This is a genomic window from Dechloromonas aromatica RCB, from assembly GCF_000012425.1.
Window position 1 is genome coordinate 818,508 of the sequence record NC_007298.1, and the last position, 25,867, is coordinate 844,374.

30 protein-coding genes are annotated in these 25,867 nt (G+C 56.4%); 14 read left to right on the forward strand and 16 right to left on the reverse strand.

Going from position 1 to position 25,867, the window contains the following annotated elements; genetic code table 11:
• Positions 1-25: 25 nt before the first annotated feature.
• The 3 genes from DARO_RS03855 to flgA all read right to left on the reverse strand — a co-directional run bounded on the left by DARO_RS03855 (position 26) and on the right by flgA (position 1,437).
• Positions 26-490 carry a flagellar protein FlgN gene (locus tag DARO_RS03855; protein ID WP_011286511.1) on the reverse strand — a complete coding sequence of 155 codons (465 nt, stop codon included), beginning with the start codon at positions 488-490 and terminating at the stop codon, positions 26-28.
• Positions 490-774, reverse strand: a complete 285-nt coding sequence (gene flgM, locus DARO_RS03860) for a flagellar biosynthesis anti-sigma factor FlgM (RefSeq protein WP_011286512.1) — start codon at positions 772-774, stop codon at positions 490-492. Before flgM ends, DARO_RS03855 begins: the two co-directional genes overlap by 1 nt.
• Before the next feature lie 63 nt (positions 775-837).
• A complete protein-coding gene (gene flgA / locus DARO_RS03865) occupies positions 838-1,437 on the reverse strand; it encodes a flagellar basal body P-ring formation chaperone FlgA (protein WP_497463023.1) in 600 nt (199 codons plus the stop codon).
• 245 nt (positions 1,438-1,682) lie between these two features.
• On the opposite strand from flgA, the gene flgB reads away from it, so the two are divergent.
• The 12 genes from flgB to DARO_RS03925 are packed head-to-tail and all read left to right on the forward strand — an operon-like array spanning position 1,683 to position 12,458.
• Positions 1,683-2,090, forward strand: coding sequence for a flagellar basal body rod protein FlgB (flgB, locus tag DARO_RS03870; protein ID WP_011286514.1), 408 nt, complete (start codon positions 1,683-1,685; stop codon positions 2,088-2,090).
• Positions 2,091-2,101: 11 nt separating this feature from the next.
• Positions 2,102-2,515, forward strand: a complete 414-nt coding sequence (gene flgC, locus DARO_RS03875) for a flagellar basal body rod protein FlgC (protein ID WP_011286515.1) — start codon at positions 2,102-2,104, stop codon at positions 2,513-2,515.
• A 13-nt stretch (positions 2,516-2,528) separates the two neighbouring features.
• Positions 2,529-3,218: a flagellar hook assembly protein FlgD gene (locus DARO_RS03880; RefSeq protein ID WP_011286516.1), complete on the forward strand. Its 690-nt coding sequence runs from the start codon at positions 2,529-2,531 to the stop codon at positions 3,216-3,218.
• 15 nt (positions 3,219-3,233) lie between these two features.
• A complete protein-coding gene (flgE, locus tag DARO_RS03885; RefSeq protein WP_011286517.1) occupies positions 3,234-4,562 on the forward strand; it encodes a flagellar hook protein FlgE in 1,329 nt (442 codons plus the stop codon).
• Between the two features lie 19 nt (positions 4,563-4,581).
• Positions 4,582-5,325: a flagellar basal body rod protein FlgF gene (locus DARO_RS03890; protein ID WP_011286518.1), complete on the forward strand. Its 744-nt coding sequence runs from the start codon at positions 4,582-4,584 to the stop codon at positions 5,323-5,325.
• 13 nt (positions 5,326-5,338) lie between these two features.
• On the forward strand, positions 5,339-6,121 hold the full coding sequence (flgG, locus tag DARO_RS03895; RefSeq protein ID WP_011286519.1) for a flagellar basal-body rod protein FlgG: 783 nt from the start codon (positions 5,339-5,341) through the stop codon (positions 6,119-6,121).
• Between the two features lie 9 nt (positions 6,122-6,130).
• Positions 6,131-6,790 carry a flagellar basal body L-ring protein FlgH gene (locus DARO_RS03900; RefSeq protein ID WP_011286520.1) on the forward strand — a complete coding sequence of 220 codons (660 nt, stop codon included), beginning with the start codon at positions 6,131-6,133 and terminating at the stop codon, positions 6,788-6,790.
• Between the two features lie 23 nt (positions 6,791-6,813).
• Entirely contained in the window at positions 6,814-7,908 is a 1,095-nt protein-coding gene (locus tag DARO_RS03905) for a flagellar basal body P-ring protein FlgI (protein ID WP_011286521.1), read from the forward strand.
• A gap of 6 nt (positions 7,909-7,914) precedes the next feature.
• Positions 7,915-8,889, forward strand: coding sequence for a flagellar assembly peptidoglycan hydrolase FlgJ (gene flgJ / locus DARO_RS03910; protein WP_011286522.1), 975 nt, complete (start codon positions 7,915-7,917; stop codon positions 8,887-8,889).
• A gap of 51 nt (positions 8,890-8,940) precedes the next feature.
• The gene (flgK, locus tag DARO_RS03915) at positions 8,941-10,992 is read left to right on the forward strand and encodes a flagellar hook-associated protein FlgK (protein ID WP_011286523.1); all 2,052 of its coding nucleotides are present in this window, start codon (positions 8,941-8,943) and stop codon (positions 10,990-10,992) included.
• 15 nt (positions 10,993-11,007) lie between these two features.
• The gene (gene flgL, locus DARO_RS03920; RefSeq protein WP_011286524.1) at positions 11,008-11,988 is read left to right on the forward strand and encodes a flagellar hook-associated protein FlgL; all 981 of its coding nucleotides are present in this window, start codon (positions 11,008-11,010) and stop codon (positions 11,986-11,988) included.
• Entirely contained in the window at positions 11,985-12,458 is a 474-nt protein-coding gene (locus DARO_RS03925) for a hypothetical protein (RefSeq protein WP_011286525.1), read from the forward strand. The genes flgL and DARO_RS03925 overlap by 4 nt, the downstream gene beginning before the upstream one ends.
• A 15-nt stretch (positions 12,459-12,473) precedes the next feature.
• Here the strand turns inward: DARO_RS03925 and fliR are convergent, their stop codons facing one another.
• The 13 genes from fliR to fliF all read right to left on the reverse strand — a co-directional run bounded on the left by fliR (position 12,474) and on the right by fliF (position 23,172).
• Positions 12,474-13,256: a flagellar biosynthetic protein FliR gene (fliR, locus tag DARO_RS03930; RefSeq protein WP_011286526.1), complete on the reverse strand. Its 783-nt coding sequence runs from the start codon at positions 13,254-13,256 to the stop codon at positions 12,474-12,476.
• A 1-nt stretch (position 13,257) separates the two neighbouring features.
• On the reverse strand, positions 13,258-13,527 hold the full coding sequence (fliQ, locus tag DARO_RS03935; RefSeq protein ID WP_041224194.1) for a flagellar biosynthesis protein FliQ: 270 nt from the start codon (positions 13,525-13,527) through the stop codon (positions 13,258-13,260).
• The gene (fliP, locus tag DARO_RS03940; RefSeq protein ID WP_011286528.1) at positions 13,524-14,270 is read right to left on the reverse strand and encodes a flagellar type III secretion system pore protein FliP; all 747 of its coding nucleotides are present in this window, start codon (positions 14,268-14,270) and stop codon (positions 13,524-13,526) included. The genes fliQ and fliP overlap by 4 nt, the downstream gene beginning before the upstream one ends.
• Positions 14,263-14,607, reverse strand: a complete 345-nt coding sequence (gene fliO / locus DARO_RS03945; RefSeq protein WP_049758476.1) for a flagellar biosynthetic protein FliO — start codon at positions 14,605-14,607, stop codon at positions 14,263-14,265. The genes fliP and fliO overlap by 8 nt, the downstream gene beginning before the upstream one ends.
• 119 nt (positions 14,608-14,726) lie before the next feature.
• The gene (fliN, locus tag DARO_RS03950) at positions 14,727-15,170 is read right to left on the reverse strand and encodes a flagellar motor switch protein FliN (protein ID WP_011286530.1); all 444 of its coding nucleotides are present in this window, start codon (positions 15,168-15,170) and stop codon (positions 14,727-14,729) included.
• On the reverse strand, positions 15,163-16,179 hold the full coding sequence (fliM, locus tag DARO_RS03955) for a flagellar motor switch protein FliM (RefSeq protein ID WP_011286531.1): 1,017 nt from the start codon (positions 16,177-16,179) through the stop codon (positions 15,163-15,165). Before fliM ends, fliN begins: the two co-directional genes overlap by 8 nt.
• A 6-nt stretch (positions 16,180-16,185) precedes the next feature.
• A complete protein-coding gene (locus DARO_RS03960; protein WP_011286532.1) occupies positions 16,186-16,749 on the reverse strand; it encodes a flagellar basal body-associated FliL family protein in 564 nt (187 codons plus the stop codon).
• A 29-nt stretch (positions 16,750-16,778) separates the two neighbouring features.
• On the reverse strand, positions 16,779-17,786 hold the full coding sequence (locus tag DARO_RS03965; RefSeq protein WP_011286533.1) for a flagellar hook-length control protein FliK: 1,008 nt from the start codon (positions 17,784-17,786) through the stop codon (positions 16,779-16,781).
• Between the two features lie 62 nt (positions 17,787-17,848).
• Positions 17,849-18,304, reverse strand: a complete 456-nt coding sequence (gene fliJ / locus DARO_RS03970; RefSeq protein WP_011286534.1) for a flagellar export protein FliJ — start codon at positions 18,302-18,304, stop codon at positions 17,849-17,851.
• A 6-nt stretch (positions 18,305-18,310) separates the two neighbouring features.
• Positions 18,311-19,729 (reverse strand): flagellar protein export ATPase FliI, encoded by a 1,419-nt coding sequence (gene fliI, locus DARO_RS03975; protein WP_011286535.1) that lies wholly within the window; start codon positions 19,727-19,729, stop codon positions 18,311-18,313.
• Entirely contained in the window at positions 19,714-20,409 is a 696-nt protein-coding gene (locus DARO_RS03980; protein ID WP_011286536.1) for a flagellar assembly protein FliH, read from the reverse strand. Before DARO_RS03980 ends, fliI begins: the two co-directional genes overlap by 16 nt.
• A gap of 14 nt (positions 20,410-20,423) precedes the next feature.
• Positions 20,424-21,428 (reverse strand): flagellar motor switch protein FliG, encoded by a 1,005-nt coding sequence (fliG, locus tag DARO_RS03985; protein WP_011286537.1) that lies wholly within the window; start codon positions 21,426-21,428, stop codon positions 20,424-20,426.
• A complete protein-coding gene (gene fliF, locus DARO_RS03990; protein WP_011286538.1) occupies positions 21,418-23,172 on the reverse strand; it encodes a flagellar basal-body MS-ring/collar protein FliF in 1,755 nt (584 codons plus the stop codon). The genes fliG and fliF overlap by 11 nt, the downstream gene beginning before the upstream one ends.
• 107 nt (positions 23,173-23,279) lie before the next feature.
• On the opposite strand from fliF, the gene DARO_RS03995 reads away from it, so the two are divergent.
• The gene (locus tag DARO_RS03995; RefSeq protein ID WP_011286539.1) at positions 23,280-24,473 is read left to right on the forward strand and encodes an ATP-binding protein; all 1,194 of its coding nucleotides are present in this window, start codon (positions 23,280-23,282) and stop codon (positions 24,471-24,473) included.
• Positions 24,466-25,839, forward strand: a complete 1,374-nt coding sequence (locus DARO_RS04000) for a sigma-54-dependent transcriptional regulator (protein ID WP_011286540.1) — start codon at positions 24,466-24,468, stop codon at positions 25,837-25,839. The genes DARO_RS03995 and DARO_RS04000 overlap by 8 nt, the downstream gene beginning before the upstream one ends.
• Positions 25,840-25,867: the final 28 nt, after the last annotated feature.

Consider the following 25,867-nt stretch of genomic DNA (forward strand, 5'->3'; position numbering starts at 1 on the left):
TTGGAGACGCCTGAAAGCCCGAGGCTCAAGCGGAGTCGACGATGCGGCTACCGGTGCTCGGCGCGGCTTGACCATCACTGCCGTAGAGCGGAGTCTTCTGGGACTGCTGGGTCAATATCGAGAGCAATTCGCCCGTTTGCTGCAAGTGAAGATTGATCAGCTGGGCATTGAGCTCGTGTAGCTGCTTGGCTCTGCGAGCCAATTCCATCAGCTTTTTCCAGTTGGCAACCGCCTCTTGATCGCTGGGCTCGCTGGCAAGCCAGCGTGTCATCGCTGCTTTTGCCGTTTCTCCGCTTTGGCGCGGCAGTATCTTGCTCCGGGCAAATTCCAGCGCATTTAGCTGTCCAACGAGTTCGACTTTTTGCTGGCCAATGCCAGTCAGAGCCACTACATCTGCCCGTTTCAAAACATCCTGTTCTTGCTCCAATACCCCGATGAACTCGGATAGCAAGACAGTTTCCTGCGCCGTAATTGAGGCGAGTTCCGTCATCAGGCTTCGCGTTTGTTTTTGCCGTTGACCAGATCCCGTGCCGATTCGATCAGGCGATCCGCTATCGCTTCCGGGTTGATCTTGAAGCGTCCTTCGGAAATCGCTTGCTTGATTTCGTCGATGCGTGCGCTATTGATTGGGGGGGTATCACTGCTTTGCAGGCTGCCAGAGAGGTTGCTGAGACTGACGGCCTCCTGGGCGTTGCTGCCCGCGGAAGTCTTTGTTGCCGTCGTCCTGGGCGTTATGGCACTCGTTGTTGGATTGTATGAACCGTTGATTTTCATGATGGACCCCATAAAACTTTTGAACTCTAACCGGATAACGGCAACGACGAGTAAAACTTTAGCCTAGAAAGAAACTTCGACGCTGCCATCGGCTTTGGCGATACCGCTGAGGGTTTGCCCTGAAGGCATTCGAACCTGTGCCACCTGGCCTTCTGCTGCATTGTTAATGGCTTTCCCTTCGCTGCTTACAGCAAAACCAGCGCCTTGGGATATCACCCGCACGCTCTGTCCCTGGCGAATAACCAGCGTGGGCAACAGTTGGTCGCTACGTAGCGGTTGGCCTGCGCCCAGTGAATTGCGCAAGGTCTTGCCTACGGCGCTGGTCGGGTCTGTCACGATGCCTGTTGGCAACTGACTGAGGTCGCCTGACATGGTGGCTATATCTCCGGGCTGGACAAGTTGGCCGGCGGCCAGCGGACGGGTGGTGGTGACGTAATTGCCGGTCACGGCAATTTGGACAGGGACCAGTACGCTCCAGATGTTGGGGCCGAGGCAGCGTACGCCGATCAGACTCTTGCCAACAAAACGTGTTCCGGGTGGGGCGAAGGCTTCGTGAGCCGTGCAAGGGGGGAGTCGGGTGACGTCCAGCTTGCCCATGCTGATACTTACTTTGCCGGGGAGGCCTTGGGTCTGCAGCCGAACATAACGCTCGGCAGTGTCCATGACGGCATCAAATTCAGCGGCGAAGAGAGGGGAGCTGAAAAGCAGTAAAAGCGCAACAAAGATTCGGCAGGTGAGCATGGCGCCATTTTGCCCGAGCCGGCAAGGTGGGGGAATAAAAACTTGGCTGCATGTTGCGGCAAGTTTTGCCGATGGGTGCCGCCTTAATTGCCGAAATCTGCCGAATTGCTGAGTTTTTTTGTTGGCATGGAGCGTGCTTTTAAGTAATCAAAATTTCGGAGTCTGTCATGGCAAGCATTCAACAAGAGCTATCGGTTTTTAGTCAGGCGATGAATCTGCGGACGCAGCGACATCAGGTGCTGGCATCCAATATTGCCAATGCTGACACGCCGAATTACAAGGCGCGCGATTTCAGCTTTGAGTCGGCCATGCAAAATGCCATGGCCGGGCGTGGTAACGGCTCGGTCGCATTGGCAACCACCTCCAGCGGACATTTGCAGGGGGCTGGTAATGGCGGACTGGCGGCTCTGCAGTTTCGACGTGAAACCCAGTCGGCTGTTGATGGCAATACTGTCGATATGGATGTCGAGCGCTCCGAGATTTCCGAGAATGCGCTGCAGTATCAGATCGTCAGCCAGTTGATCAGCGACCAGTTCAAGGGCATTCGTGCAGCGCTGGCGACGACCTCGAGCTAAGGAAAACAAAAATGAGTTTGTTTAACGTCTTTCAGGTCTCTTCCAGTGCAATGACGGCTCAGTCAATGCGCCTGAATACCACTGCCTCCAATCTGGCGAATGCGGATAGCGTAATTTCTGCCGATGGCAAGCCCTATCGGGCCAAGCAGGTGGTGTTCGAGGCAACGCCAATGGGAAATGCTGGTGATTCTTCAAAAGGCGTACGCGTTCGCCAGATTGTTGAGGATGCGTCGCCGCCTCGTTTGGTCTATGACCCGAAGAATCCGGCGGCAGATGAAAAGGGCTATGTCGCATTTCCAAATGTGAATGTCGTTGAGGAAATGACCAACATGATTTCTGCCTCGCGTTCATATCAGACCAATGTCGAGGTAATGAATACGGCCAAAACCATGCTGCTGCGTACGTTAAGTATCGGCCAGAGCTAATCGGAGAATCAGAATGACTACCGTTAATTCAACAAACAGCAGTGCCAGCATCATCAATGCGCTAAATGGCGGCAGTTCGTCGAGCGCCAGCTCCACTTCTGGCAGCACCGCTGCGGATTTGCAGGACAGCTTCCTGACCATGTTGACCACTCAGTTGAAGAATCAGGATCCGCTGAATCCAATGGATAACGCGCAGATGACGTCGCAGTTGGCCCAAATCAGCACCCTTGAAGGTATTCAGGGCTTGAATACGACGCTGACCAGCCTGCTTTCTTCATACAACACCTCACAAGCCTTGCAGGCCGCCGGGGCAATCGGTTCGCAAGTGCTGGTCGAGGGAAGCGGATTAGCGCTATCGAGCGGTATATCCCAAGGCGGGGTGACGTTGGGTAGTGCTGCCAACTCCGTGGTGGTCACCATCAAGGACGGTAGCGGCAAGGTTGTGCAGACGCAGGAGTTGGGCAAGCAGTCAGCCGGCACTGTCGCGTTCAACTGGGATGGCAAGGATGCTAGTGGCAATCAACTGTCCGATGGGAAATATACCTTCTCGGTTGCCGCAACCAGCGCTGCCGGTACTGCTGTGACGGCGACGCCGATTCAGGTTGGCACGGTTTCTGCAGTAGTCAAGAGCGGCTCGTCGTTTGTGCTGGAGTTGAGCTCCGGTGAGACGGTGGCCTTCAATAACGTTCTGCAGTTCATGTGATTTCGGGAGACAGCAATGGCATTCCAACAAGGGCTGAGCGGCCTAAATACCTCCTCCAAGGCGCTGGATGTTACTAGTAACAATATTGCCAATGCGAGCACGGTTGGTTTCAAGTCGGCGTCGACACATTTTGCCGACGTCTATGCGGCATCGCTGGCTGGCGGTGGCGCTTCTCAAGTTGGTATTGGTGTTTCGGCCAGTGCCATCGCCCAGCAGTTCACCCAGGGCAACATTACGACGACCAGCAATTCGCTGGATATAGCGCTCAATGGCAACGGATTTTTCCGGATGACGCAGGATGGCGCGGTGCGATACACCAGAAACGGTCAGTTCCATCTGGATTCAACGGGCTATATCGTTAACGACAACAAGGAAAACCTGACTGGGTATGCCGCCGACGCCCAGGGAAAAATTGTTGCTTCGACGCCAAGCGGCATCAAGGTCGATACGGCTCCGATCTCTCCCCAGGCAACAGGTGCGACCAGCGACGGGGTGAGGTTCTCGCTGAATCTTAATTCGACCGACAAGGTTCCAGGAACGGCGTGGACCAGTCCAACGGGAACGAATGTCCCGGACACCTCTACCTACAATTACTCCAATGCGGTCACTGTCTACGATACCTTGGGCAATGCGCATACGATGACCATGTATTTCGTCAAGAGCGCGCCAACCGCGGCCGAGGTGCTTGCGAATCCGACGACAACCGGGGCTTGGGATGTGCATTACCAGGTTGATGGAACCAGTGAGGCGAATGTTGGCGGCTCGCCGCTGCGAATGACCTTTGATTCTACCGGCGCCTATTTGGCGCCGACGACCCCGGCAACTTTGGCGGTGAACCTGAATGGTGTGGCTACCAACTTGAGCACACCGGCTAACGTTGTGACAAACAGCGCGACTTCGCCACTCAGCTTTGCCATGAATTTCGCCGGTTCGACGCAATATGGCAGTGATTTTGCCATTGCCTCGAAGACTCAGGATGGTTATGCCTCTGGCCAGCTGAGCAGTCTGACGATTGGCGATAATGGCGTAATCCAGGGCGTTTATAGCAACGGCCAGACGCGTAACATGGCGCAGATTGTTCTCGCCAATTTTCAGAATCCGAATGGTCTGATGTCGATTGGCAACAACGACTACATTGAGACAGCCGATTCCGGTCAGTCGATGATTGGCACGCCGAATACCGGGACGTTTGGTGTTCTGCAGTCTGGCGCCGTCGAAGACTCCAACGTCGACCTGACTGCTGAACTGGTCAACATGATCGTCCAGCAGCGCAACTATCAGGCGAATGCACAATCGATCAAGACGCAGGATCAGATCATGCAGACCTTGGTGAATATTCGCTAAGCAAGCCGGAGCTGACTAAATGGACCGTCTGATCTACACCGCAATGACCGGCGCCAAGCATGTTTTCATGCAGCAGGCCGGCACCGCGAACAATCTGGCCAATGCCAGCACCATCGGCTTCAAGGCTCAGGAGCATCGTTTCCGGGCCGTGCCGGTGCAGGGCGAAGGCATGCCGACGCGGGCATTTGTGGTGGATGCATCGGTCAGCGATGTGATGGACGAAGGGCCGTTGATGTTTACCGGCCGCAACCTGGATGTGGCGGTCCAGGGTAAGGGCTGGATCGGTGTCCAGTTGCCGGATGGCAGCGAGGCCTACACGCGCGCCGGTAGTCTGGATGTCGATGTCACCGGCTTGTTGCAGACGAAGAGTGGATACCCGGTGGCTGGTGATGGTGGACCGATCAACATACCGCCCGACAACACGATCGAGATCGCCCCGGATGGCACGGTATCGGTCGTGCCGACTTTCGGCACGCCGAACAATGCCAATGCGATCGGTCGTATCAAGCTGGTGAATCCCCCGGAGGCGGATTTGGTTCGTGGCGCCGATGGCCTGTTCCGGCTGCGTAATAATCAGCCGGCAGTTGCTGATGCCAACGTCAAGCTGGCAGCGGGCACGCTGGAGGGCAGCAATGTCAATGTGACCGATGCGATGGTGAATTTGATCAGCCTTTCCCGCCAGTTTGAAATGCAAATAAAGTTGCTACAGACAGCCGATACGAACGCCCAGCGTGCCGATCAGTTGCTGTCCCTGAATTCCTGATAGGACCTGAATCATGATCCGTTCCCTGTGGATTGCCCGTACCGGCCTGGATGCCCAGCAGACCCAGCTCGATGTTATTTCCAACAACCTGGCGAATGTCAGCACAAACGGCTTCAAGCGTTCGCGGGCTGTGTTCGAGGATCTCCTCTACCAAACCTTGCGGCAACCTGGTGCGCAGTCTTCGCAACAGACGCAGATTCCGACCGGGCTTCAGCTCGGTACAGGTGTGCGACCGGTATCGACCGCCCACATCTTTACTCAAGGCAATTTGCAGAAGACCGACAACACGCTCGATATTGCCGTCCAGGGCAATGGTTTTTTCCAGATTCTGCTGCCGGATGGAACAACTGGTTATACCCGCGACGGTTCCTTCCAGAAGGATAATCAAGGCCAGATCGTGACCTCCGATGGTTATCCGCTGCAACCGAACATCACTATCCCCTCGAATGCCCTGTCGGTTTCGGTAGGGACCGATGGAACCGTGTCGGTCACCCAGTCAGGGAGTGCCGCCACGACGCAGATCGGCAGCATCCAGTTGGCCACCTTCATCAACCCGGCTGGCTTGCAGAGCGCCGGCCAGAACCTCTTTCTGGAAACCGCTGCGAGCGGTACTCCAACGCCCAATACCCCGGGGTCGAATGGTGCCGGTATCGTCAACCAGGGGTACGTGGAGACCTCCAACGTGAACGTTGCCGAGGAGTTGGTTACCATGATCCAGACCCAGCGCGCCTATGAACTGAATTCCAAGGTGGTGTCGACCTCGGATGCGATGCTGGGCCGCCTGACCCAGCTGTGAGGTAATGCCATGAAACGCCTAGTTCTGATTTCGCTGGTGCTGGCTGCCGGGTGTTCGACAGTGCCGCCGACCAATGTGCACCAACCGATGACGGCTCGTCCGTCGCCGCGTTTCGAGATGGCCAACGGAAATGGCTCCATTTACCAGGCTGCTTCCAGCCGGCCGTTGTTCGAGGATCGCCGGGCACGTTTCGTTGGCGATACGATTACGGTCAAGATTACCGAGAGCACAACGGCCTCGACCAAGTCGAACAACAAGGTCGACCAATCCAATGCCCAGAAATATGGCCTGGGTGCTTCGACCGGCATGTTTGGCCGGGTCCTGCCGGGGGCGATGGATATGTCAGCTAGCAGCTCGACTGCTTTCAGCGGCAAGGGTGAGGCCGCCAATAACAATATCTTTACCGGCAACATGACGGTCACCGTGATCGATGTGATGCCCAACGGGAATTTGCTGGTTTCCGGCGAAAAGCAGGTGGCGATCGGAAGCGAGCAGGAATTCGTACGCATCTCCGGTGTTGTGAATCCCAGCTTTGTTGATGCCTTCAATGTGGTGGATTCGTCCAAGATTGCCGATGCCCGGATCGAATACAAATCGTCTGGCCAGGTCAGCGATGGTCAGGTCATGGGCTGGCTGGCACGATTCTTCCTTAATGTGATGCCGTTCTAGGGAGTTTCTCGCGGAGGCGCATCATGAAGACAATTGGCGGCAAAGTGTTCCGGCATGCGGCAATTCTGGCCGCCTGTGTGTTGCCGCTCTGGTGCCAACCGGCATTGGCCGAGCGGATCAAGGATCTGGCCAGCATTCAGGGGGTGCGTAGCAACCAGTTGATCGGTTACGGCATTGTTGTCGGACTCGACAATACCGGTGACCAGACGACGCAGACGCCCTTCACGACACAGGCGATGAGCAATATGCTCTCGCAGCTCGGCGTCAATCTGACCCAGGAGCAGTCCCAGAAGCTTCAATTGAAGAATGTGGCGGCCGCCATGGTGACCGCCAACCTGCCATCGTTTTCCCGCCCGGGCCAGCCGATCGATGTCACTGTTTCGTCGATGGGCAATGCCAAGAGTCTGCGGGGCGGCACGTTGCTGATGACGCAATTGAAAGGGGCCGACGGTCAGGTTTATGCGATTGCCCAAGGGAACGTTCTGGTCGGGGGCGTGGGCGCTTCCTCGGGTGGTTCGAAGGTGACGGTCAACCATCTTTCAGCCGGTCGGATTCCTGGTGGCGCTACTGTCGAGCGCGCTGTGCCGACGGCGGTCGGGCAGGGGGGCGTTGTTTATTACGAGCTTGCAAACAGTGATTTTGGTACGGTCCAGAAAGTGGTGGACGCGATAAACCGGACGGCGGGCGCTGGTACTGCACAGGCGGTCGATGGCCGAAGGATGGTGGTCAAAGTACCGGAGGATGCGGATTCCCGCGTTTCGTTCCTGGGCCGGATCGAAAATCTCGATGTGCAACCGGTGGCCGGCGTGGCCAAGGTGGTCATCAACCCGCGTACCGGCTCGGTTGTGATGAACCAGAAGGTGACACTGGATGCGTGCGCCGTGGCCCATGGCAGCCTGTCGGTGGTCGTTGATGCCGGGCAGCCACAGTTCGGTCAGGCAGCTGATATTCAGGTCAAGCAGGACAATGGTAGTCTGATGAACGTCAAGGCCGGTGCCAATCTGGCCGATGTGGTCAAAGCCCTCAATGCCCTCGGGGCCAATCCACTCGATCTTCTCGCTATTCTGCAGGCGATGAAAGCAGCCGGCGCTTTGCGGGCTGATCTTGAAGTTATCTGATTTTCAATGACCTCCAGAATTCAGGATACTCCCAACCGAGCGGCGTTTGATGTCACGTCGGCACAGGATTTGCGCAGCCGGTTTCAGAAAGACCCGCAGCAGGGCTTGAAGGCGGCAGCGCAGCAGTTCGAAACATTGTTCCTGCAGCAGGTGATCAAGAGCATGCGTGATGCGACGCCGCAGGATGGATTGATGAGCAGCGATAGCTCGCGTTTTTATACCGGCCTGCTTGATCAACAGATGGCTCAGAATCTTGCCACCAACGGCAAGGGAATCGGTTTCGCCCAGCTCATCGAGAAACAACTGGGGCGCAACATGGTCAGTTCAGAGGGGCAGGCTGCGCTTAATGCACCGGCAAATGCTGCCGCTGCCGCCTTGCCGCTTGCGGGGTCCGATTCCCGTCATCTGCAATACACTCCTGTGCCGAGCAGCTTGCCAACTTCGGCGGCCTACGGGGCGATTAATGCCTCCGCAAGCGCTGGGGGCGCGCTGAGCGCTAACGACGGGGCGGGCTCTTCCAAGGAATTTGTCAATCGTGTCTGGCCTCATGCCGTCGAGGCGTCGCGGTCGACTGGTATCCCTCCGCAGTTTCTGGTGGCGCAGGCGGCGCTGGAAAGCGGTTGGGGACGCAGTGAAATTCGCGGTACCGATGGCGCCGGCAGCTACAACCTGTTTGGTGTCAAGGCAGGGAAAAGCTGGACTGGCGCTACGGTGGATGCGACAACGACCGAGTTCGTCAATGGCGAGGCGCAGCAGACGGTGGCGCGTTTTCGTGCTTACGGGTCCTATGAAGAAGCTTTCCGCGATTACGCCAGTATGTTACGGAGTAATCCTCGCTATGGCGGAGTGATCGGCTCGCAGGATGGCACTGAGTTTGCTAAAGGATTACAGAGGGCCGGCTATGCCACTGACCCGGCATATGCAGACAAGTTGGGCCGGATTATCAATGGTCCGACGCTGCGCATGGCGCTGCTTGGCTAAAGATCAAGTTAATTCCATTTGTGCCGTTAACAAATGGAAAGGAGAGCGGGAATGAGTGGTTTGATCAGCATTGCAGTGACAGGAATCAACGCGGCCCAGGCCGGGTTGCTGACCACGACGAACAATATTTCCAACCTGAACACGGAAGGTTATACGCGACAGCGTGTCGTGCAAGCCTCCAATCCGACCGTGATGACTGGTGCCGGCGGCTTTGGCCAGGGTGCTCACGTGGTCACGGTCGAGCGTATGTACAGCGAGGCGCTGAACCGGCAGGTCTTGAATGCTCAGGCCAAGGTTAGTTCGCTGGATACCTACTACGGTCAGGTCTCACTGATCGACAACATGCTGGCTGATGAAAAAGCCGGCTTGACGCCTGCCATCCAGAGTTTTTTTGATGGTATTCAGGCGGTGGCAACCAATCCATCATCGACTTCGGCCCGTCAGTCAATGGTCTCGGCTGCCGATAGCATGGTGTCCAGCTTCCGGAGCATGTACAGCCGCCTTGATGAACTTGAGAGTGGGGTCAATTCGCAGATCACGAGCGTGGTCAAGTCGATCAATAGCTACACCGGACAGATTGCCGATCTCAACCAGAAAATTGTCAGCTCCTCGTCTTTGAATGGTCAGCCAGTCAATGATTTGCTGGATAAGCGGGATCAATTGGTTGCTGACCTGAATAAACTGGTTAAGGTCGATACATCAAAAAATGATGACGGTAGCTATAACGTTTTTGTCGGTACTGGCCAGCAACTGGTGGTGGGGTCACGGGCAACGAGTATGGCAGCGGTTGGTTCCGCGGCGGACAAATCGCGGATCGTTGTTGGCCTGGTCGGTGAAACTGGCGATATTCAGGAATTGCCGGAAAGCCTTATTTCTGGCGGCGAACTCGGTGGCTTGCTTAGTTTTCGCAGAGAGGCCTTGGACACCGCCTTCAATCAGTTGGGTTTGATGGCGGCTTCGGTAAGCAAAACGTTTAATGCCCAGAATGCACTGGGGCAGGATTTGCTGGGGAATACGGCCAGCAGCTCATCGTTCATCAAGGACTTTTTTACACTCAGCGACCCGACGGCAGTTGCCAACACGAAAAACGCCTCAACCAGCACAGCCGTCGTTTCGGTGACGCTGAATGGCGCCTCGTATAACGGTACCAATTTTTATACGAAGTTGAATGCCAGCGACTACCAGCTTTCATACGATGGAACGAACTACGCACTGAAGCGCCTTTCGGACAATACGACCTGGACCGGCGCTTCACCCGCAGCCGTCAGCGCCACCGCCGATCAAGGTTTTAGCCTTACCGATAATGGTGGAACCTATGCGGCAGGCGACAGGTTCCTGATTCAGCCAACTCGCGACCAGGCTCGCCTGTTTTCAGTTGATACAAGTGTGGCGGCGGACCCACGCCTGGTGGCGGCAGCAACGCCAGTACGTGCTTCAGCCGGGGTGGCCAACAGCGGGACAGCAGCCGTCAGTAATGTCAGTGTCGGCCCCAATTATGTCATTCCCACCCCTGTCGCTTCATTTAGCCTTGGTTTGACCTATAGCTCGACCACAACCCCCCCTAGTCTTTCCGGCTTCCCGGTGGGAACAACCGTCACGGTTCAAGGGGCGACGCCATCGTCGTTCACCATCGCCGCAACGACAGATCCGGTGACCTATAAGTCTGGCGCAAAAATTACCATCAGTGCCCCGGTCGCTTCAGGTTTGCCGAATGGAATTTCGCTGGTCCTGTCGGGCATTCCAAATGGCGGGGATACGTTCACTATCGCGACCAACACAAGTGGTGTCGAGGATGGTAGCAATATTGTCCGGCTTGGCAGTCTGCAAACCCAGAATACGATGCTGGGTGGTAACGCGACGTACCAGGATAACTACGCATCTTTTGTCAACGACATTGGCAACAAGACAGCCTCCGCCGAGGTTTCTTCCGAAGCGCAGACGACAATGCTGACACAGGCTACCGCAGCAAAAGAGTCCTTGTCCGGCGTTAACCGGGACGAAGAGGCTGCCAAGTTGGTCGAGTACCAGCAAGCCTACCAAGCTGCCGCCAAGGTCCTTGAAATTGCCGGCAAATTATTCGATACCTTGATATCGATTGCCTGAGCGAAGGAGTAAATCATGAGCATGCGAATTAGCACGCAGCAACTCTATAACGGTGGCGTCAGCGGGATTCAGCGCCTGCAGAGCAGTTTGTATACGCTGCAGAACCAGATTGATACCGGACGTAAAATCGTCACTCCGAAGGATGATCCGGTCGGTTCGGCGCAGGCACTGGTCGTCAGCCAGGCAAACTCGGTCAACGCGCTTTATCTCAAGAATCAGGCGTCGGCAACTACGAAGCTGAATGGCTTGGACAGTATCTTGGGGGGCGTTAATGACCAATTGCAGAACATCTACGAAAAAGCGGTGGCCGCCGGTAATGGCAGCTATTCAGACACCGATCGGGCGGCAGTTGCCACCGAGTTGTCCGAGCGTCTGAATAATCTGATTGGTCTGGCCAACTCGCAGGATGGAACGGGGCGTTATGTCTTTGCGGGCTTTCAGTCCACGACTCAGCCATTTTCCTTGAGTGCAAACCCGGCAAGCACCACCAACCCGAGTGCCTATTCGCTTTCTCCCGCTAACGCCTATATCAATTACAACGGCGATGACGGAGCGCAGACTTTGCAGGTCAGCGCCAGTGAATCCGTTCAAACGAATCTCCCCGGCAGTGATGTTTTCATGCGCATACGGGATTCAAGTGGGAATGCGACGGGGCGCAGTGTATTCGACGCCGTGCAAAACATGGTTGAATTTTTGAAGACGCCGGGGGCCAGCGCCTCATCCAGTAGATACACAACGGCGCTGGGTGACATTAGTGCCTCGATCGCTACCGTATCGAAGGGCCTTTCCACGGTCGGTGCACGTGCATCGTCTTTGGAAAGCATGACCAATACGGCTGGCGACCGCAAGCTGCAGTATGAGGAACAACTTTCCAATCTTCAGGACCTCGATTACGCCAGCGCCTTGACTGCCGTGTCTCAGCAGAAGCTGCAACTTGAGGCCGCACAGTCTACGTTTGCATTAACCTCCAAGCTGTCGCTGTTCGATCACATATGAAATTGAATAATCCCCTGTCTCTCGGATTGTTCCTGGCGAGTTTGCTGGCCGGGTGTGGTTCGACGGGAGGTTCTTCCTCTCCGCTGATTCCGGATAAAGTGATACAACTGACCGCCAAGAGTTCGATCTCCTTGGCAAACTTGGCGACGGGAGCATTGATCGCCGGGGTCATCCACCTGTATTACGACCCCCTGGCGCCGAATTGGGAAATCGAAGAGTCCAAACTCAACGACGATACCTATCGTTTTGCGATGAAAATGAAGCGTTACCACACAGGTGGAGCCGGAGAGTCGATCCAGATTCTCAAGCGCCGTGCCTCTCAATTGCAGTATGAGCAGGGCTTTGCTGGTTATCAGATCGTTGAATACACCGAGGGTATCGATTCGCAGACCATCGGGGCTCGGCGAGTGGCAGAGGGAACGATCCGGCTGGTCCAGCGTCAGCAGGCGGACTCCTTCCTGCAGAATTAACGGCGGACTCAGGACCTAGTTTTGAGTGCTGGCAAATCCAAGCATGGCGCTCATGCCGAATTCAAAAATACCTTGCAGTGGGGAGGCGAGGTAGTTCAGGCTGATGGCCAGTGCAACGAATCCTCCCATCAAGGTCAGCGGGAAACCGAGAGCAAATAGATTCAACTGCGGCGCAGCTCGCGTCAGAACGGCCAGCGCCACATTGGTAATCATCAGAGCGACAATGATTGGTAGCGAAAGCAACAGCCCTGCCGAAAAGATTTTGCTCCCTAGTTCTGCCAAATTCAGCCAGGAGGATGCGCCAAGCGGTGTGGCGCTAACCGGGATAGCCGAAAAACTCTGCGCCAGCGTTGCCAGATAAAGCAGGTGCCCGTTCATGGAAAGAAACAGGAGCAGGGCGATCAGGCTAATGAACTCGGTGATGACCGGCGTTTGCGAGGAATTGAGCGGGTCGTAAAAGGTGGCAAACCCCAAGCCCATCTGGAAGCTGATAAATTCGCCCGCTATGTCGAAAGCTGTGAACACGATCTTGGCGGCGAATCCCATGCCGATCCCGATCAACATCTGTTGCGCAAGTATCCACAGGCCGGGTAGCGATCCGGGTTGAACGCCGGGCATTGGCGGCAGGGTCGGCGTGATGGCTACTGCGATCGAGATGGCAAGTATCAGGCGGGTTCGCCTCGGGATGCCTGCCGTGCTCCAAAGCGGCGCGGCGGCAATAAATCCCAAGATGCGGGCCAGAGGAAAGACAAAGGCCACAATCCACGCATCAATCTGGGCGGACCCAATGCTGATCATGCTAGCCGATCAATTGCGGAATGCTGCCAAACAAGCGCTGGATATAGTCCACCAGGTACTGGATCATCCAGGGGCCTGTGAGTAGAAGTACCACAAACATGGCCACTAGTTTGGGCACGAACTGCAATGTGGATTCGTTCAGTTGGGTGGCCGCCTGAAAAATGCTGACGATCAAACCGACGACAAGTGCCGTGATCAGCATGGGGGCGGAGATCAGGAGCGTGACCTCGATGGCCTGCCGGCCAATTTCCATGACGGTTCCGGGCGTCACGGCGAGAAACTCTGGACCAGCGAGCCGATGACCAGATGCCAGCCATCGACCAGAACGAACAGCATCAATTTGAATGGTAGTGCGACCATGACAGGAGACATCATCATCATGCCCATCGACATCAGCAGGCTGGCCACGACCATGTCGATGACCAGAAAAGGAATGAACAGGATGAAGCCAATTTGAAAAGCGGTCTTCAATTCACTGATCACGAAGGCTGGGACCAGAATGCGCAGGGGGGTATCTTCAGGTGTTTCGATCTTGTCGATTTTTGCGATGCCGGCAAAAAGAGCCAGATCAGACTCGCGAGTCTGTTTAAGCATGAAGCTGCGCATCGGGATTGCAGCTCGCTCCCCCGCCTGCATGATGTTGATCTTGTTTTCCGATAATGGGACGTAGGCGTCCGTATAAACCTTTTCCAGTACCGGACTCATGACAAAAAAGGTCAGAAACAGGGAAAGTCCGACGACCACCTGATTGGGCGGGGCGGTCTGCGTGCCAAGCGCATGGCGCAGCAAGGAAAGGACGATCACGATTCGAGTAAAGCCTGTCATCATTAGCACGATGGCTGGAATGAAGGTCAGTGCTGTCATCAACAGCAGTGTCTGGATGGTCAGCGAATAAGTTGTGCCGCCACCCGCTGCCGGAGTGCTGGTCACCGCAGGCAGGCCACCGGCCGCCTGAGCAAAGGCGAGTCCTGCCGGAAGCAGGAGGGCCAGTGTCATTGCCAGGCGCTTATTCATGACTTTGACGGTTGGCAATGCCATTCAACCACTGAGCAAAGGGTTTATCGGTAGATGCCGATAAGGCGCCGTCATGAACGGTACCTTTCTCCATGCGATGCAAGGTACGGATCTGGCCCGGGACGATACCAATCACCAACCAGTCGTTGCCGACCTCCAGCAGAACAATTCTTTCGCGTGGTCCGAGAGCCACCCCGCCAAGCACCTTCATGCCACCTTGGCCAAATCCTTTTCCGCCTGAAACTTTACGGGCCAGCCAGGCCGTTGCAGCCAAAAGGCCAACAATCAAGGCTAGGGCGAGGCCAGCCTGGGCATAAGTGCCGGTCGAAATACCCACGGGGGGAGCATCTCCGGCATGCGCAGCGAAAGGAGTGAACAAGAGAAGAAAACGTAACAAAGCCAAGCCCGTATGCGGAGATATTAGTCCGCTATCTTAATCGAAACTAGGCTGGGCGTTTAGCGATTGAGTTTTCGCATCCGTTCGGAAGGGGTAATGATATCGGTCAGGCGGATGCCGAATTTGTCGTTAACCACCACGACTTCGCCCTGGGCGATCAGCGTGCCATTGACCATGACATCCATCGGCTCGCCGGCCATTGCATCCAGTTCAACAACTGAGCCGTGGGCAAGCTGGAGCAGATTCTTGATGGTGATCTTGGTCCGGCCGAGTTCGACGGTAATTTGGACTGGAATGTCCAGAATCATGTCGAGCTCGTTCATCATGCCGGCATTACCTGCGTTGCCGCCAAACGACGGAAAGATGTCGGCCGGTTGTGCAGCCATCGCGGCAGGGGCATCGCTAATGGCCTGTTCGGACATCGCTGCAGCCCAATCGTCCTCGCTGATCTGGCCGTCATCTTCCACGGGGGTGCTCTCGATGTTTTCCATTTCGTCAGCCATTTTTTTCTCCTGTTGCCGGTTCGGCATGCGGTGTTTCGGGCGAGGAGGCAATGAATCGATCGACCTTCAGCGCATATTGGCCGCTTTGCTGCCCGTAGGTGCATTCCATCAGCGGGACGCTGTCGACCAAGGCCTCAATCTTATCCGGGATATGAAGGGGAATGACATCGCCCACCTTCAGCTTGAGTATCTGGCCGAGTGTTATCTTGCCCGAACCGAGTAGTGCGACGATCTCCACTTCCGCGCCTTGCAACTGCTTCCGCAAGGTGCCGATCCAGCGTTTGTCCGATGACAACTGGTCGCTCTGCATCGTGCTGTAGAGCAGGTCGCGGATTGGCTCCAGCATCGAGTAGGGGAAGCAGATATGCATGTCCGCGGTCGCGCCACCAAACTCCAGCGTAAAGGTCGTCGAGACGACGATTTCCGAAGGGGTTGCGATATTGGCGAACTGGGAATTCATCTCCGAACGAATGTATTCGAAGTTGATGTCGTAGACCGGTTTCCAGGACTTGCTGTATTCGGTGAACACCACGTTGAGCAGGCCCTGAATGATGCGTTGCTCGGTTGGCGTGAAGTCGCGTCCTTCGACGCGTGTGTGGAAGCGTCCGTCGCCGCCAAACATGTTGTCCACGACCAGGAAGACGAGGTTCGGATCAAAAACGAACAGGGCTGTGCCGCGCAGGGGCTTGGCAATGACCAGATTCAGGTTGGTCGGAACGACCAGGTTGCGAATGAATTCGCTGTATTTCTGGACGCGGATTGGACCGACTGAAATCTCGGCATTCCGATGCATGTAGTTGAACAGACCAATCCGCAGGTAGCGGGCGAAGCGTTCGTTAACCAGTTCCAGGGTCGGCATCCGGCCACGGACGATCCGTTCCTGGGTGCCGATGTTGTAGGCGCGAACGCCAGCCCCTTCGCCCTCGCTCTCTTCGGGTTCGTCAGTCTCGCCGGTAACGCCCTTGAGTAGGGCATCTACCTCGTCCTGGGAGAGAAAGTCGCCGGCCATGGCTCCTTACTGGATGATGAAGGAGGTGAACAGGACGGACTTGACCGGGCCTTCCGGCGTGACTACTTCGCCCTTCTTGTTTTTCTTCGGCGGCTCGATGACTGAGTTGATCTCCTCTTTGAGAGATTCTGCCAAATGTTCCTTCCCTTCCTTGGGTAAAAGCTCGGAGGCTTTTTTAGAGGACAGCAATAGCGTCAGGTTGTTGCGGATTTTGGGCATCTGAGCCTTGAGTGTCGGCTCTTCAAGCGGGTCTTCGATTTCGAGAGAGATCACTACCTGAAGGTATTGGTCGCCAGTTTCCGGAACCAAGTTGACGGTGAACGGTTCAAGGTTGACGAAAACAGGCGCGGCGTGGGCATCCTTTTTCTTGTCTTTCTTTTTGGACTTGACCGTTTCTTCGGCGACATCTTCGTCGCCGTCTTCAGGGTTGCCTTTCTTGAGAAGCATATATGCCGCACCGCCACCGCCAAGAACCAGCAACAGAACGACGGCCAGGATGATGATCAACAGTTTTTTGCTTTTTTTGGGGGCTTCAGCACCCTCTTCCGCTGGCTTCGCATCCTTGGCCATCTTTCCTCCTGTCTAGAATCCCTTGTGTATTACGCGAACAGGTCTACCAGTCCACGGCCCCTATGCAGGACCTGAGTGATACCTGTATTTGGCGCATTGTCATTCGCCGGGAGTATAGCGTTTTCAAGCCCTGATTGGTTCTTGTTTGGTGCCATGAAGGGATTGTTAGGATTCTGTTGCGCCAGGTTTGCGCCGACGTTGGTATTGCCCAAACTGATCCCCGCCGCGGAAAACATTTCTTTCAATTGCGGCATGGAGGCCTCGATTGCCTGGCGGACCTCAGCATGGGGCGATGAAAATGCGACCGTCGCTTGGTCCCCGCTCAGGTTCAAGGTGATCTGCACCGGGCCGAGTTGAGGGGGATTGATGTTGATTTGAGCTGATTGTTGGTCGTTCTTGGCCAGCCAGACGATTTTCTCGCCGAATTGTTGCGGCCACGCCTCGGTATGCAGCGGCGTACTGACCGTGACTTGATGTTCGGGTGATGTGCCCCGTTGCTGAAGTGCCGCGGACAGGCTGGTGTTGAAATTGATCGTTTCGGCAGATGTTTGGGAAGTGGCGGCAAGATTTGCCGCATCGGCCGCAATGTTGCCAACAGGTACTTCATTTTCCATCAGCCTGATCGCCGCTTGAGGTGAAGGATTCTGGGCTGTTTGGCTGGGGGGGGTGGAGATTGCCAGCGAGAGATTCTTGGCCTGAGCTGAATTCAGCGCTTCGCTCGCAGCTTGGATAGGGGGGGCTATTGCGGGCTGAGATTGGGAATTACCAATCATCGCCACAAGAGCGGCTGGATCGAGTGGCAAATTGCCGTTCTCGCCCTTGGCCTTGTCGTTCTCTTCGCTGATACCTTTCTCGTTGCTTTGCGTCGCAAGATTTTGGGCGGCATCAGAATTGGGCAATGACATCATTGTGGCCAGGGTCTGCCCGGAAAGCAGGGCTGCGAATTCACCTGGCAGGCCTTCAGTGGCTTCTGGTGCAGGCGCTGATGTCTTTGAACTTATGGCGGATGCGATGTTGGATATGACAGTCAAGCCCATGCTTGCCCCTCGAAAGATATATATGTCGGGAGGTATTAAGCGAAATACGTGCCTGTGTGTGGCTACTTGCTGTCTGTATCTTCCCTGGTCCCGAATTTTCGGGTGGAAAATTCGTCCTGCAACTTTTGATCGTGTTTGTTTTCCCGGTAGCGTTCACGTGCATCATGGCGCTGCGACAGCGTATCAATCGCTTTTAGTTGCTTGTTCTGCGCCTGCCAGTTTTCTTTTCCTGTCTTCGTGCTACGTTCGGAATTCTCAACGGCGATTTTCTGCTGCTTGACTGCTTCGTCGATACGGGCGAGAAAGTCCTGATAGTTGCGCAGGATCATGCGGGTCACGCCCTGCAGGGTGGCCTCCCGAAGGCGTTGTGCGTATTCGTCACGGTATTGTTCGAGCATCTGCAGGCGGCTGCGCTGGTTTTGTTCTTCTGCAATCAGCTGGCCGAGTTGACGCGTCGCCTCATCGGTGCGGGTTTGCATCAGATCAAGCAACGGCTGGAGCGAGAAGGGTTGGGTCATGGGCTATTAAAAAAGCGTCTTCAGCGCCTCTAGACTGCTGGGGAAATCTGATTGCTCGATTAATTGCTGCTGCAGAAAACTTTCCATTCTCGGGTAGAGACTGATCGCCTGATCGAGAACCGGGTCCGAACCTGGTGCGTAGGCACCGACGGAGATCAGGTCGCGCGACCGTTGATAGCGGGCGAACAAGACCTTGAACTTGCGAATTTGGTCCAAGTGTGGGGCATCGATCAGGTTGACCATGGCCCGGCTGATCGATTGTTCAATGTCGATTGCCGGGTAATGACCTGCATCGGCGAGGGTTCGGGATAATACGATGTGGCCGTCAAGGATCGCCCGTGCCGAGTCGGCAATCGGATCCTGCTGGTCGTCACCCTCTGCCAGAACCGTATAAAACGCGGTGATCGAGCCGCCACCTTCCTGTCCATTGCCGGCTCGTTCGACCAGTTGCGGCAGGCGAGCGAATACGGAAGGCGGGTAGCCGCGGGTGGCTGGTGGCTCGCCAATGGCCAGGGCGATTTCGCGTTGTGCCATGGCATAACGCGTCAGCGAGTCCATGATCAGCAGGACGTGTTTTCCCTGGTCGCGGAAGTATTCGGCTATGGTAGTGGCGTAGGCAGCCCCTTGCAGTCGCATCAGCGGACCGGTGTCAGCCGGGGCGGCAACGACGACGGAGCGCCGCATGCCTTCTTCTCCGAGAATCTGTTCGATGAACTCCTTGACCTCTCGACCACGCTCCCCGATCAGTCCGACGACAATCACTTCCGCTTCTGTGTAGCGGGCCATCATGCCGAGCAGTACTGACTTGCCGACGCCTGAGCCAGCGAATAGGCCCATGCGCTGGCCTCGGCCAACGGTCAGCAGGGCGTTGATGGCGCGAATGCCGACATCCAGCGGCTGATGGATGGCGGCACGCGACATCGGGTTGATCGGCCGGCTTTGCAGCGGTCGAGTCTCGGCAGCGATCAATGGCCCCTTGTTGTCGAGGGGGCGTCCGACGCCGTCAAGAACGCGGCCCAGCAACTCTTCGCCAACCGGTCCTTGCTTGGCCCGGTCTATGGCACGGCGGCGGAAGGGCGGTGGTCCACCAAGCTTTGGCAGCATGTTTGGCGATTCGACAGCAACCACCTTGGAACCGGGGGCGAGTCCATATACGTCGTCCGAGGGCATCAGATAGAGCTTTTCGCCAGCAAAGCCAACCACTTCTGCTTCAATCGGTATGCCGCTGGACGGGTAAATCTTACAGGTGCTGCCGAGCGGCAGCTTTAGCCCGGCCGCCTCCATGACCAGACCATTAATACGAGTCAGGCGTCCGACGGGCCAAAGCGGCTGGGCATTACTGGCTGCCGTGCTGCAGTTCTGCAGAAAACTGTTCCAGCGTGCCGAGTGGTCTGGCAAGTCGTCGGGGTTTAGGGTTTCAGCCATTCCTGAGGTTCTGTTCCAATGGCTTCAAGTACACGCTTCCAGCGGGTTTCGATAGTCGCATCGACTTCGCTGGATCCGGCCTGCAGTAAGCATCCCCCTTGGGCGACCGAAATGTCTTCGATGAGTTGAGTGCCGATCTGTGCAAGTTGCTCGCCAGCTGCGGCTCGTACATGTTCGATATCGCCTGGATTCAGGCGGAGGACAACGTGGGCGTGGTGCATTGGCAAGGCACTAACGGCTTCCCGAATCACCGGCAGCAGCAGTTCAGGCTTGAGGGTGATGGCACTCCGGGTTACTTGAGCGGCGATTTCGATAGCCAGCGCAAGCAGTTGGTCCGCCGCGGTTTGCTCAAGGTTGGCGACGGCGTTTTTTAGATTGCCGATCAGTGAGGAGAATTGCTGGGCTTGGGCTTCGGCGATTTCTCGCGCCTGTTTTTCCCCTGCCGCTTGCCCTTCGGCAAACCCGGCCTGATACCCCGAGTTGCGGGCTTCTTCGTGCATCCGCTCAATGTCTTCGGCGGTTGGGAGTTTAAATTCCTGATTCGATTGCACGTCCGCGGGGGGCGCATCGTGAGTGTCCGGGGCTGGCGTCTGTACTTCGACGACTGGTACAGGCTTGGCGTCGAAAGACCCGGCCTGCCAGCGGTGAAAGTGGGTGAGCTCCTCTTTTGGAATAATCATGGTTCAGCGTTGAATCAGAGCATCTGCTCGCCACCGGCGCCACCGATGACGATCTGTCCTTCGTCGGCAAGGCGGCGAACCACCTTGAGGATTTCCTTCTGCTCGGCTTCGACCTCCGAAAGGCGCACCGGCCCCTTGGATTCGAGGTCTTCGCGCAACATTTCGGCCGCACGCTGCGACATGTTCTTGAAAATCTTCTCGCGTAGCTCTGGCGACGCGCCTTTGAGGGCAAGGATCAGCGAGTCGGATTGCACTTCGCGCAGAATGAGCTGGATCGAGCGGTCGTCGATATCCATCAGATTCTCGAAAACGAACATCTCGTCGAGAATCTTCTGGGCGAGATCGGGATCGTACTCGCGGATGGCGTCGACGACTGAGGTTTCATTGGCCGTGCCGATGAAGTTGAGGATTTCGGCAACGGTTCGCACGCCGCCCATTGCCGTCCGCTTGACGCTGGTCGAGCCGGCCAGAATGCGTGCCATCGCCTCGTTGAGTTCTTTCAGGGCTGCAGGCTGGATGCCTTCCAGCGTGGCGATCCGCAGCACCACGTCGTTGCGTAAGCGCTCGGTGAAGTGGTTGAGGATTTCGCTGGAGTGATCGTGTTCAAGGTGGACCAAAATGGTGGCGATGATCTGCGGGTGTTCGTTCTTGATCAGGTCAGCAACCGTGGTCGCGTCCATCCACTTCAGGCCTTCAATGCCTGAGGTCTCCCCGCTTTGCAGGATGCGCGAAATAAGGTTCGATGCCTTGTCGTCACCCAAGGCCTTGGTCAGGACCGAGCGGATGTAATCATCGGTATCGACGTGCATGGCCAATTGCTCTTCAGCAATTTGCTGGAATTCGTCGAGTATTGCTTCAACTTTTACGCGCGGGACGGACTTGAGTGCCGCCATGGCATGACCAAGCTTCTGCACCTCGCGTGGGCCGAGGTTCTTGAGAACTTCTGCCGCGTGATCGGCGCCGAGTGCGATAAGCAGTGTGGCGCTTTTTTCGAGGCCTTCTTCAGGGCTAGTTGCCATTGACGCCCATCCAATCCTTGATGATGTTGGCTACCGCCTTTGAGTCTTTCTCGGCGAATTCGCGAGCCTTCTGAATCTTGATGGCGTAGTTGTCGATAGTCACCTGGGTTGAACCATCTTCGCCAGCCTCTTCCGCGCTGCCGGTTATTCCTCCGAATATGCCGCCTGGGCCGGTTCCATCTCCAGCATGTTTCTCGCCTTCATGGCGTGCCGGGAACATCGTTTTCAACGAGGGCTGGATAAGCTTGATGTAGAGGAAGGCAATGATGGCCGCGATCAGCAGATACTTGAGAATATCCTTGATATAAGAGACGTTCTCCGGGTCTTTCCAGATCGGCAACTCGTTTTCGCTCTTGTCGATGGCGGTGAAGGGGGCGTTGGCCACCGACAGCGTATCCCCTCGTTCCTTGGTGAACCCCATCGCTTCGCGAACCAGTTCATTGATTTGCTTCATCTCCGCGTCGGGAATTGCCTTGGTCAGCGGTTTGCCTGTCTTGTCGACGTCCTTGCGATGATTGACGACCACGGCAGCCGACAAGCGCCGGATGTTACCCATCCCCTGCCTGGTATGGCGGATGGTCTTGTCCAGTTCATAGTTGATCGTGGCATTTTTGCTGGTGCTGATCGGTTGACCTGCAGCGTTGAGCGGTGCGGTGACCCCCGCAGCGTCGATTTTGCCCTGGGGCTCTCCTGGCTTTGCCGGCTGTCCCGGAGTCGTCCCGGTCGCCGGCTGGGTCAGTGGCGCTGTGGCTGGCACCGGTGGCTGGTTGGTTAGCGCGCCCGGTACGCCGCCGGCGGCCTGATTGACGTTGGCAGTTTCGTTGTTTTGCTGACTGCGGATGCTGGTGCTTTCCGGCGTGTTGTTTGGACGGTAGCTTTCGGCGGTCTGCTCGGTTTGCGAAAAGTCGATATCAGCAGCAACCTGCACCTTGAAATTGTCGGCGCCCAGTAGCGGGCTGAGGATTTCATCAATGCGCTTGATAATGCTGTTTTCTACGTCGTGAACATATTTGATCTGCGTCGGGTCCAGGCCCGCTTCGGTCAGCTTGCTCTTCAGTTGTGACAGCAAGGCGCCACTCTGGTCGAGCACCGTCACATTCGATGCCGGCAGTTGGGGGACGCTGGATGACACCAGATGCGTAATGCCGGCAATCTGACCACCATCGAGCGTACGGCCCGGATAGAGGTTGAGCATCACGGATGCCGTCGGTTTTTGCTCCTCGCGGACGAATACCGATGGTTTGGGAATGGCCAGATGAACGCGGGCGGATTGCACTGAGCCGATCGACTGGATGGTTCTGGCCAGTTCGCCCTCTAGACCGCGTTGGTAGTTCACCTGTTCGGCAAACTGGCTAACCCCGAATTTCTGGTTTTCCATCAATTCGAAACCGACCATGCCACCGCGTGGCAGGCCTTGTGAAGCAAGCTTCAGGCGCACTTCATGGACGCGGTCGGATGGCACAAGCAAGGCGCCGCTGTTACTGTAGCGGTGAGGGATGTTTTGCTGCTCGAGAATGGCCGCAATGGAACCCCCGTCTTTTTCCGTCAGATTCGAGAAAAGCACCTTCCAGTCAGGCTGTCGGCTCCACAGGATTGCCCCCACAATAATTGCGATAAGGGCGGCAATGGCGACCATGAAGACGATCTTCTGCTGACTGCCGAGCCGGTTGAATGCCTCGCGCAGACGGTCCACCGGGTTTTGTTCCGGTGCAGTCCCTGCTGTCGTCTCAGTCGTTGCTGCCATTAATGCTCGGTCGAATTACGGTAAACAGAAGAAGAATCAATTGAGAAGCCAAATTTTCCTAGAAATATTCTACTATTACCGGCGCTGAATTCCCCCTATCTTTTTCGATGTTAGCCGTACAGGCCAAACCCGTGACGCCAGATTCCGACACCAAAACCGCCGAATTGCAGCGGGCGTTTGCCATGTTCAACCAGGTTTCGGCCGAGTTGACGCAGGCATATGAGGCGTTGCAGACCCGGGTGAGCTCTTTGACTGAGGAGTTGGCGGTAGCCAACGGCGAATTGCGGCGCCAATATCAGGAAAAAGAGGCGCTCTCCGAGCGTTTGTCATCCTTGCTCGATGCCTTGCCGGCCGGGGTGGTGCTGCTTGATGCCGCGGCGGTTGTCGCCGCTGTCAATCCTGCTGCGATGGCAATCTTCGGTGCGGACATGGTTGGCCAGCACTGGGGCGATGTCGCGCGCGCCCACCTTGAGCCAACGCTGACTGTGGGGGAATGGCTGATTGGTGGTGGTCGGGTGTCTATTGCCGAAAGTGCACTGCCATCGGCAGGCGGTAAAATTTTGCTGATCCATGATGTGACGGCCGCGCACCGGATGAAAACGGAACTTGAACGTAACCAGCGCTTGGCAGCAATGGGGGAGATGGCTGCCTCGCTGGCGCATCAGTTGCGAACGCCGCTCGCAGCAGCGCTTCTCTATACCTCGAATCTCGGCCAGCCGGGTGTCGCTGATGAGGCGCGCGCCCGGTTTTCAGAAAAGGCCAGTGGCCAGTTGCGCCGCCTTGAACGGCTGATTCAGGATGTCTTGCTGTTTGCCCGTGGCGAAAGTATCGGGCGCGATGTAATCGACGCCGGCGACTTGCTGGCGGAGGCGGCGCAAACTGTGGAGCCACTGATGCGCGAGCATGGGCTGGAATTTGCTGTGGTGGACGAAAGTGCAGGGGCGATCATCGTCGGTAGTCGCAAGGCCTTGTTTGGGGCGCTGGTCAATCTTCTGGAGAACGCCATGCAGGCAACGCCGGCAGGCGGCAAAATTTGCCTGACCGGCAACCGACGCGGCGATTTGATTGCCGTCGGCGTACGTGACAGCGGCCCAGGAATCTCTCGTGAAACGCAGGCGCGCATTTTTGAGCCGTTTTTTACGACCAAGGGGCAGGGCACTGGTCTTGGATTGGCCATTGCGCTCGGTGTGGCGCGTGCGCATGGTGGTGCCATAGAACTTTTTTCCGAGCCGGGTGCGGGCGCCGAGTTCGTTATGACCTTGCCCGTAGCGGTGGAAGGTGGAATAGAAAATAATGGCTGAACACAATTTGCCAATTCTTGTGGTCGAAGATGATCCCAGTTTGCGCGAGGCAATCGCCGACACGCTGGAACTGGCTGGGCGTCCTTGTGTTGCCGTCGATGGTGGCGAAGCGGCACTCAAGGTCCTGGAGGAGCAGGCCTTTTCCATTGTCGTCAGCGATGTTCGGATGATGCCGATGGACGGCATCACCTTGCTCAAGGAAATCCGCGCCCGTCTGCCGCATTTGCCGGTGGTGTTGATGACGGCCTACGCCGAAGTGGATAAGGCCGTTGATGCCATGCGCTCTGGCGCGTGCGACTTTTTGCTCAAGCCTTTCGAGCCCCAGGCATTGCTCGCCCATATCAACAAATACGAATTGCCAGCCTCTGATGATGGCAGTGGCGTGGTGGCGATCGATCCGGCCAGTAGAGAGTTGTTTGCCGTAGCCCAGCGGGTGGCGCAGACCGACGCTACGGTGTTGCTGACTGGAGAATCGGGCGTTGGCAAGGAAGTGGTCGCTCGCTTCATTCATCGTCAATCGGCCCGTAAGAATGGTCCTTTTGTTGCCATCAACTGCGCGGCGATTCCGGATAGCCTGCTTGAAGCAACCTTGTTCGGCTACGAAAAGGGGGCGTTTACCGGTGCCCAGCAAGCACAGGCCGGCAAGTTCGAGCAGGCCCAGGATGGCACCTTGCTGCTTGATGAAGTGACCGAAATGCCGATGGGGCTTCAGGCCAAGCTGCTGCGCGTTCTGCAGGAGCGCGAGGTGGAGCGGGTCGGTGGTAAGAAGCCGGTCGCGCTGAATATCCGGATCATCGCCACCTCGAACCGCGATATGGCCGAAGCCGTGGCCAAGGGCGTTTTCCGAGAGGATTTGTATTACCGTCTTAATGTATTCCCGGTTGGCATCCCCTCCTTGCGGCAGCGCCGTGGGGATATCGTGCCGATTGCCCGGCATTTTGTCGTCGAACATGGCGGGCGTTTTGGGCGAACCGGCATGTCTTTGTCGCCGGCGGCTGAGGCTGCGCTAAGGGAGCATTCCTGGCCCGGAAACGTGCGCGAACTGGAGAATGTGATACAGCGGGCCTTGATCATGGCGACGGGGAGCACGATCGGCCCGGAGGTCCTGAATCTTGCACCTCGATCGTCAGGCGAAACAGCGGTAGTGCAGCCAGCGGCTGCGCCTATGCCTGTGGAGCATTCAGGGCTGACGGACACGGACAAAAAGGTCGATAATATGAAAGACTTGGAGCGTGAACATATCCTGCGCACCTTGGCCGAAGTTGGAGGTTCCCGCAAGAAGGCCATTGAGCGCTTGGGTATTTCAGAGCGGACCTTGCGCTACAAGTTACAGCAATATCGGGATGAGGGGCATTTTCAGGATTGATTCAGGCCTGAGAATTGCTTGATAACCC

Excerpts from the sequence above, each read along its gene's own strand:
- DARO_RS03855 (WP_011286511.1), bottom strand. The coding sequence starts at position 490 with ATGACGGAACTCGCCTCAATTACGGCGCAGGAAACTGTCTTGCTATCC.
- flgM (WP_011286512.1), bottom strand. The coding sequence starts at position 774 with ATGAAAATCAACGGTTCATACAATCCAACAACGAGTGCCATAACGCCC.
- flgA (WP_497463023.1), bottom strand. The coding sequence starts at position 1,437 with ATGGACACTGCCGAGCGTTATGTTCGGCTGCAGACCCAAGGCCTCCCC.
- flgB (WP_011286514.1), top strand. The coding sequence starts at position 1,683 with ATGGCAAGCATTCAACAAGAGCTATCGGTTTTTAGTCAGGCGATGAAT.
- flgC (WP_011286515.1), top strand. The coding sequence starts at position 2,102 with ATGAGTTTGTTTAACGTCTTTCAGGTCTCTTCCAGTGCAATGACGGCT.
- DARO_RS03880 (WP_011286516.1), top strand. The coding sequence starts at position 2,529 with ATGACTACCGTTAATTCAACAAACAGCAGTGCCAGCATCATCAATGCG.
- flgE (WP_011286517.1), top strand. The coding sequence starts at position 3,234 with ATGGCATTCCAACAAGGGCTGAGCGGCCTAAATACCTCCTCCAAGGCG.
- DARO_RS03890 (WP_011286518.1), top strand. The coding sequence starts at position 4,582 with ATGGACCGTCTGATCTACACCGCAATGACCGGCGCCAAGCATGTTTTC.
- flgG (WP_011286519.1), top strand. The coding sequence starts at position 5,339 with ATGATCCGTTCCCTGTGGATTGCCCGTACCGGCCTGGATGCCCAGCAG.
- DARO_RS03900 (WP_011286520.1), top strand. The coding sequence starts at position 6,131 with ATGAAACGCCTAGTTCTGATTTCGCTGGTGCTGGCTGCCGGGTGTTCG.
- DARO_RS03905 (WP_011286521.1), top strand. The coding sequence starts at position 6,814 with ATGAAGACAATTGGCGGCAAAGTGTTCCGGCATGCGGCAATTCTGGCC.
- flgJ (WP_011286522.1), top strand. The coding sequence starts at position 7,915 with ATGACCTCCAGAATTCAGGATACTCCCAACCGAGCGGCGTTTGATGTC.
- flgK (WP_011286523.1), top strand. The coding sequence starts at position 8,941 with ATGAGTGGTTTGATCAGCATTGCAGTGACAGGAATCAACGCGGCCCAG.
- flgL (WP_011286524.1), top strand. The coding sequence starts at position 11,008 with ATGAGCATGCGAATTAGCACGCAGCAACTCTATAACGGTGGCGTCAGC.
- DARO_RS03925 (WP_011286525.1), top strand. The coding sequence starts at position 11,985 with ATGAAATTGAATAATCCCCTGTCTCTCGGATTGTTCCTGGCGAGTTTG.
- fliR (WP_011286526.1), bottom strand. The coding sequence starts at position 13,256 with ATGATCAGCATTGGGTCCGCCCAGATTGATGCGTGGATTGTGGCCTTT.
- fliP (WP_011286528.1), bottom strand. The coding sequence starts at position 14,270 with ATGAATAAGCGCCTGGCAATGACACTGGCCCTCCTGCTTCCGGCAGGA.
- fliN (WP_011286530.1), bottom strand. The coding sequence starts at position 15,170 with ATGGCTGACGAAATGGAAAACATCGAGAGCACCCCCGTGGAAGATGAC.
- fliM (WP_011286531.1), bottom strand. The coding sequence starts at position 16,179 with ATGGCCGGCGACTTTCTCTCCCAGGACGAGGTAGATGCCCTACTCAAG.
- DARO_RS03960 (WP_011286532.1), bottom strand. The coding sequence starts at position 16,749 with ATGGCCAAGGATGCGAAGCCAGCGGAAGAGGGTGCTGAAGCCCCCAAA.
- DARO_RS03965 (WP_011286533.1), bottom strand. The coding sequence starts at position 17,786 with ATGGGCTTGACTGTCATATCCAACATCGCATCCGCCATAAGTTCAAAG.
- fliJ (WP_011286534.1), bottom strand. The coding sequence starts at position 18,304 with ATGACCCAACCCTTCTCGCTCCAGCCGTTGCTTGATCTGATGCAAACC.
- fliI (WP_011286535.1), bottom strand. The coding sequence starts at position 19,729 with ATGGCTGAAACCCTAAACCCCGACGACTTGCCAGACCACTCGGCACGC.
- DARO_RS03980 (WP_011286536.1), bottom strand. The coding sequence starts at position 20,409 with ATGATTATTCCAAAAGAGGAGCTCACCCACTTTCACCGCTGGCAGGCC.
- fliG (WP_011286537.1), bottom strand. The coding sequence starts at position 21,428 with ATGGCAACTAGCCCTGAAGAAGGCCTCGAAAAAAGCGCCACACTGCTT.
- fliF (WP_011286538.1), bottom strand. The coding sequence starts at position 23,172 with ATGGCAGCAACGACTGAGACGACAGCAGGGACTGCACCGGAACAAAAC.
- DARO_RS03995 (WP_011286539.1), top strand. The coding sequence starts at position 23,280 with ATGTTAGCCGTACAGGCCAAACCCGTGACGCCAGATTCCGACACCAAA.
- DARO_RS04000 (WP_011286540.1), top strand. The coding sequence starts at position 24,466 with ATGGCTGAACACAATTTGCCAATTCTTGTGGTCGAAGATGATCCCAGT.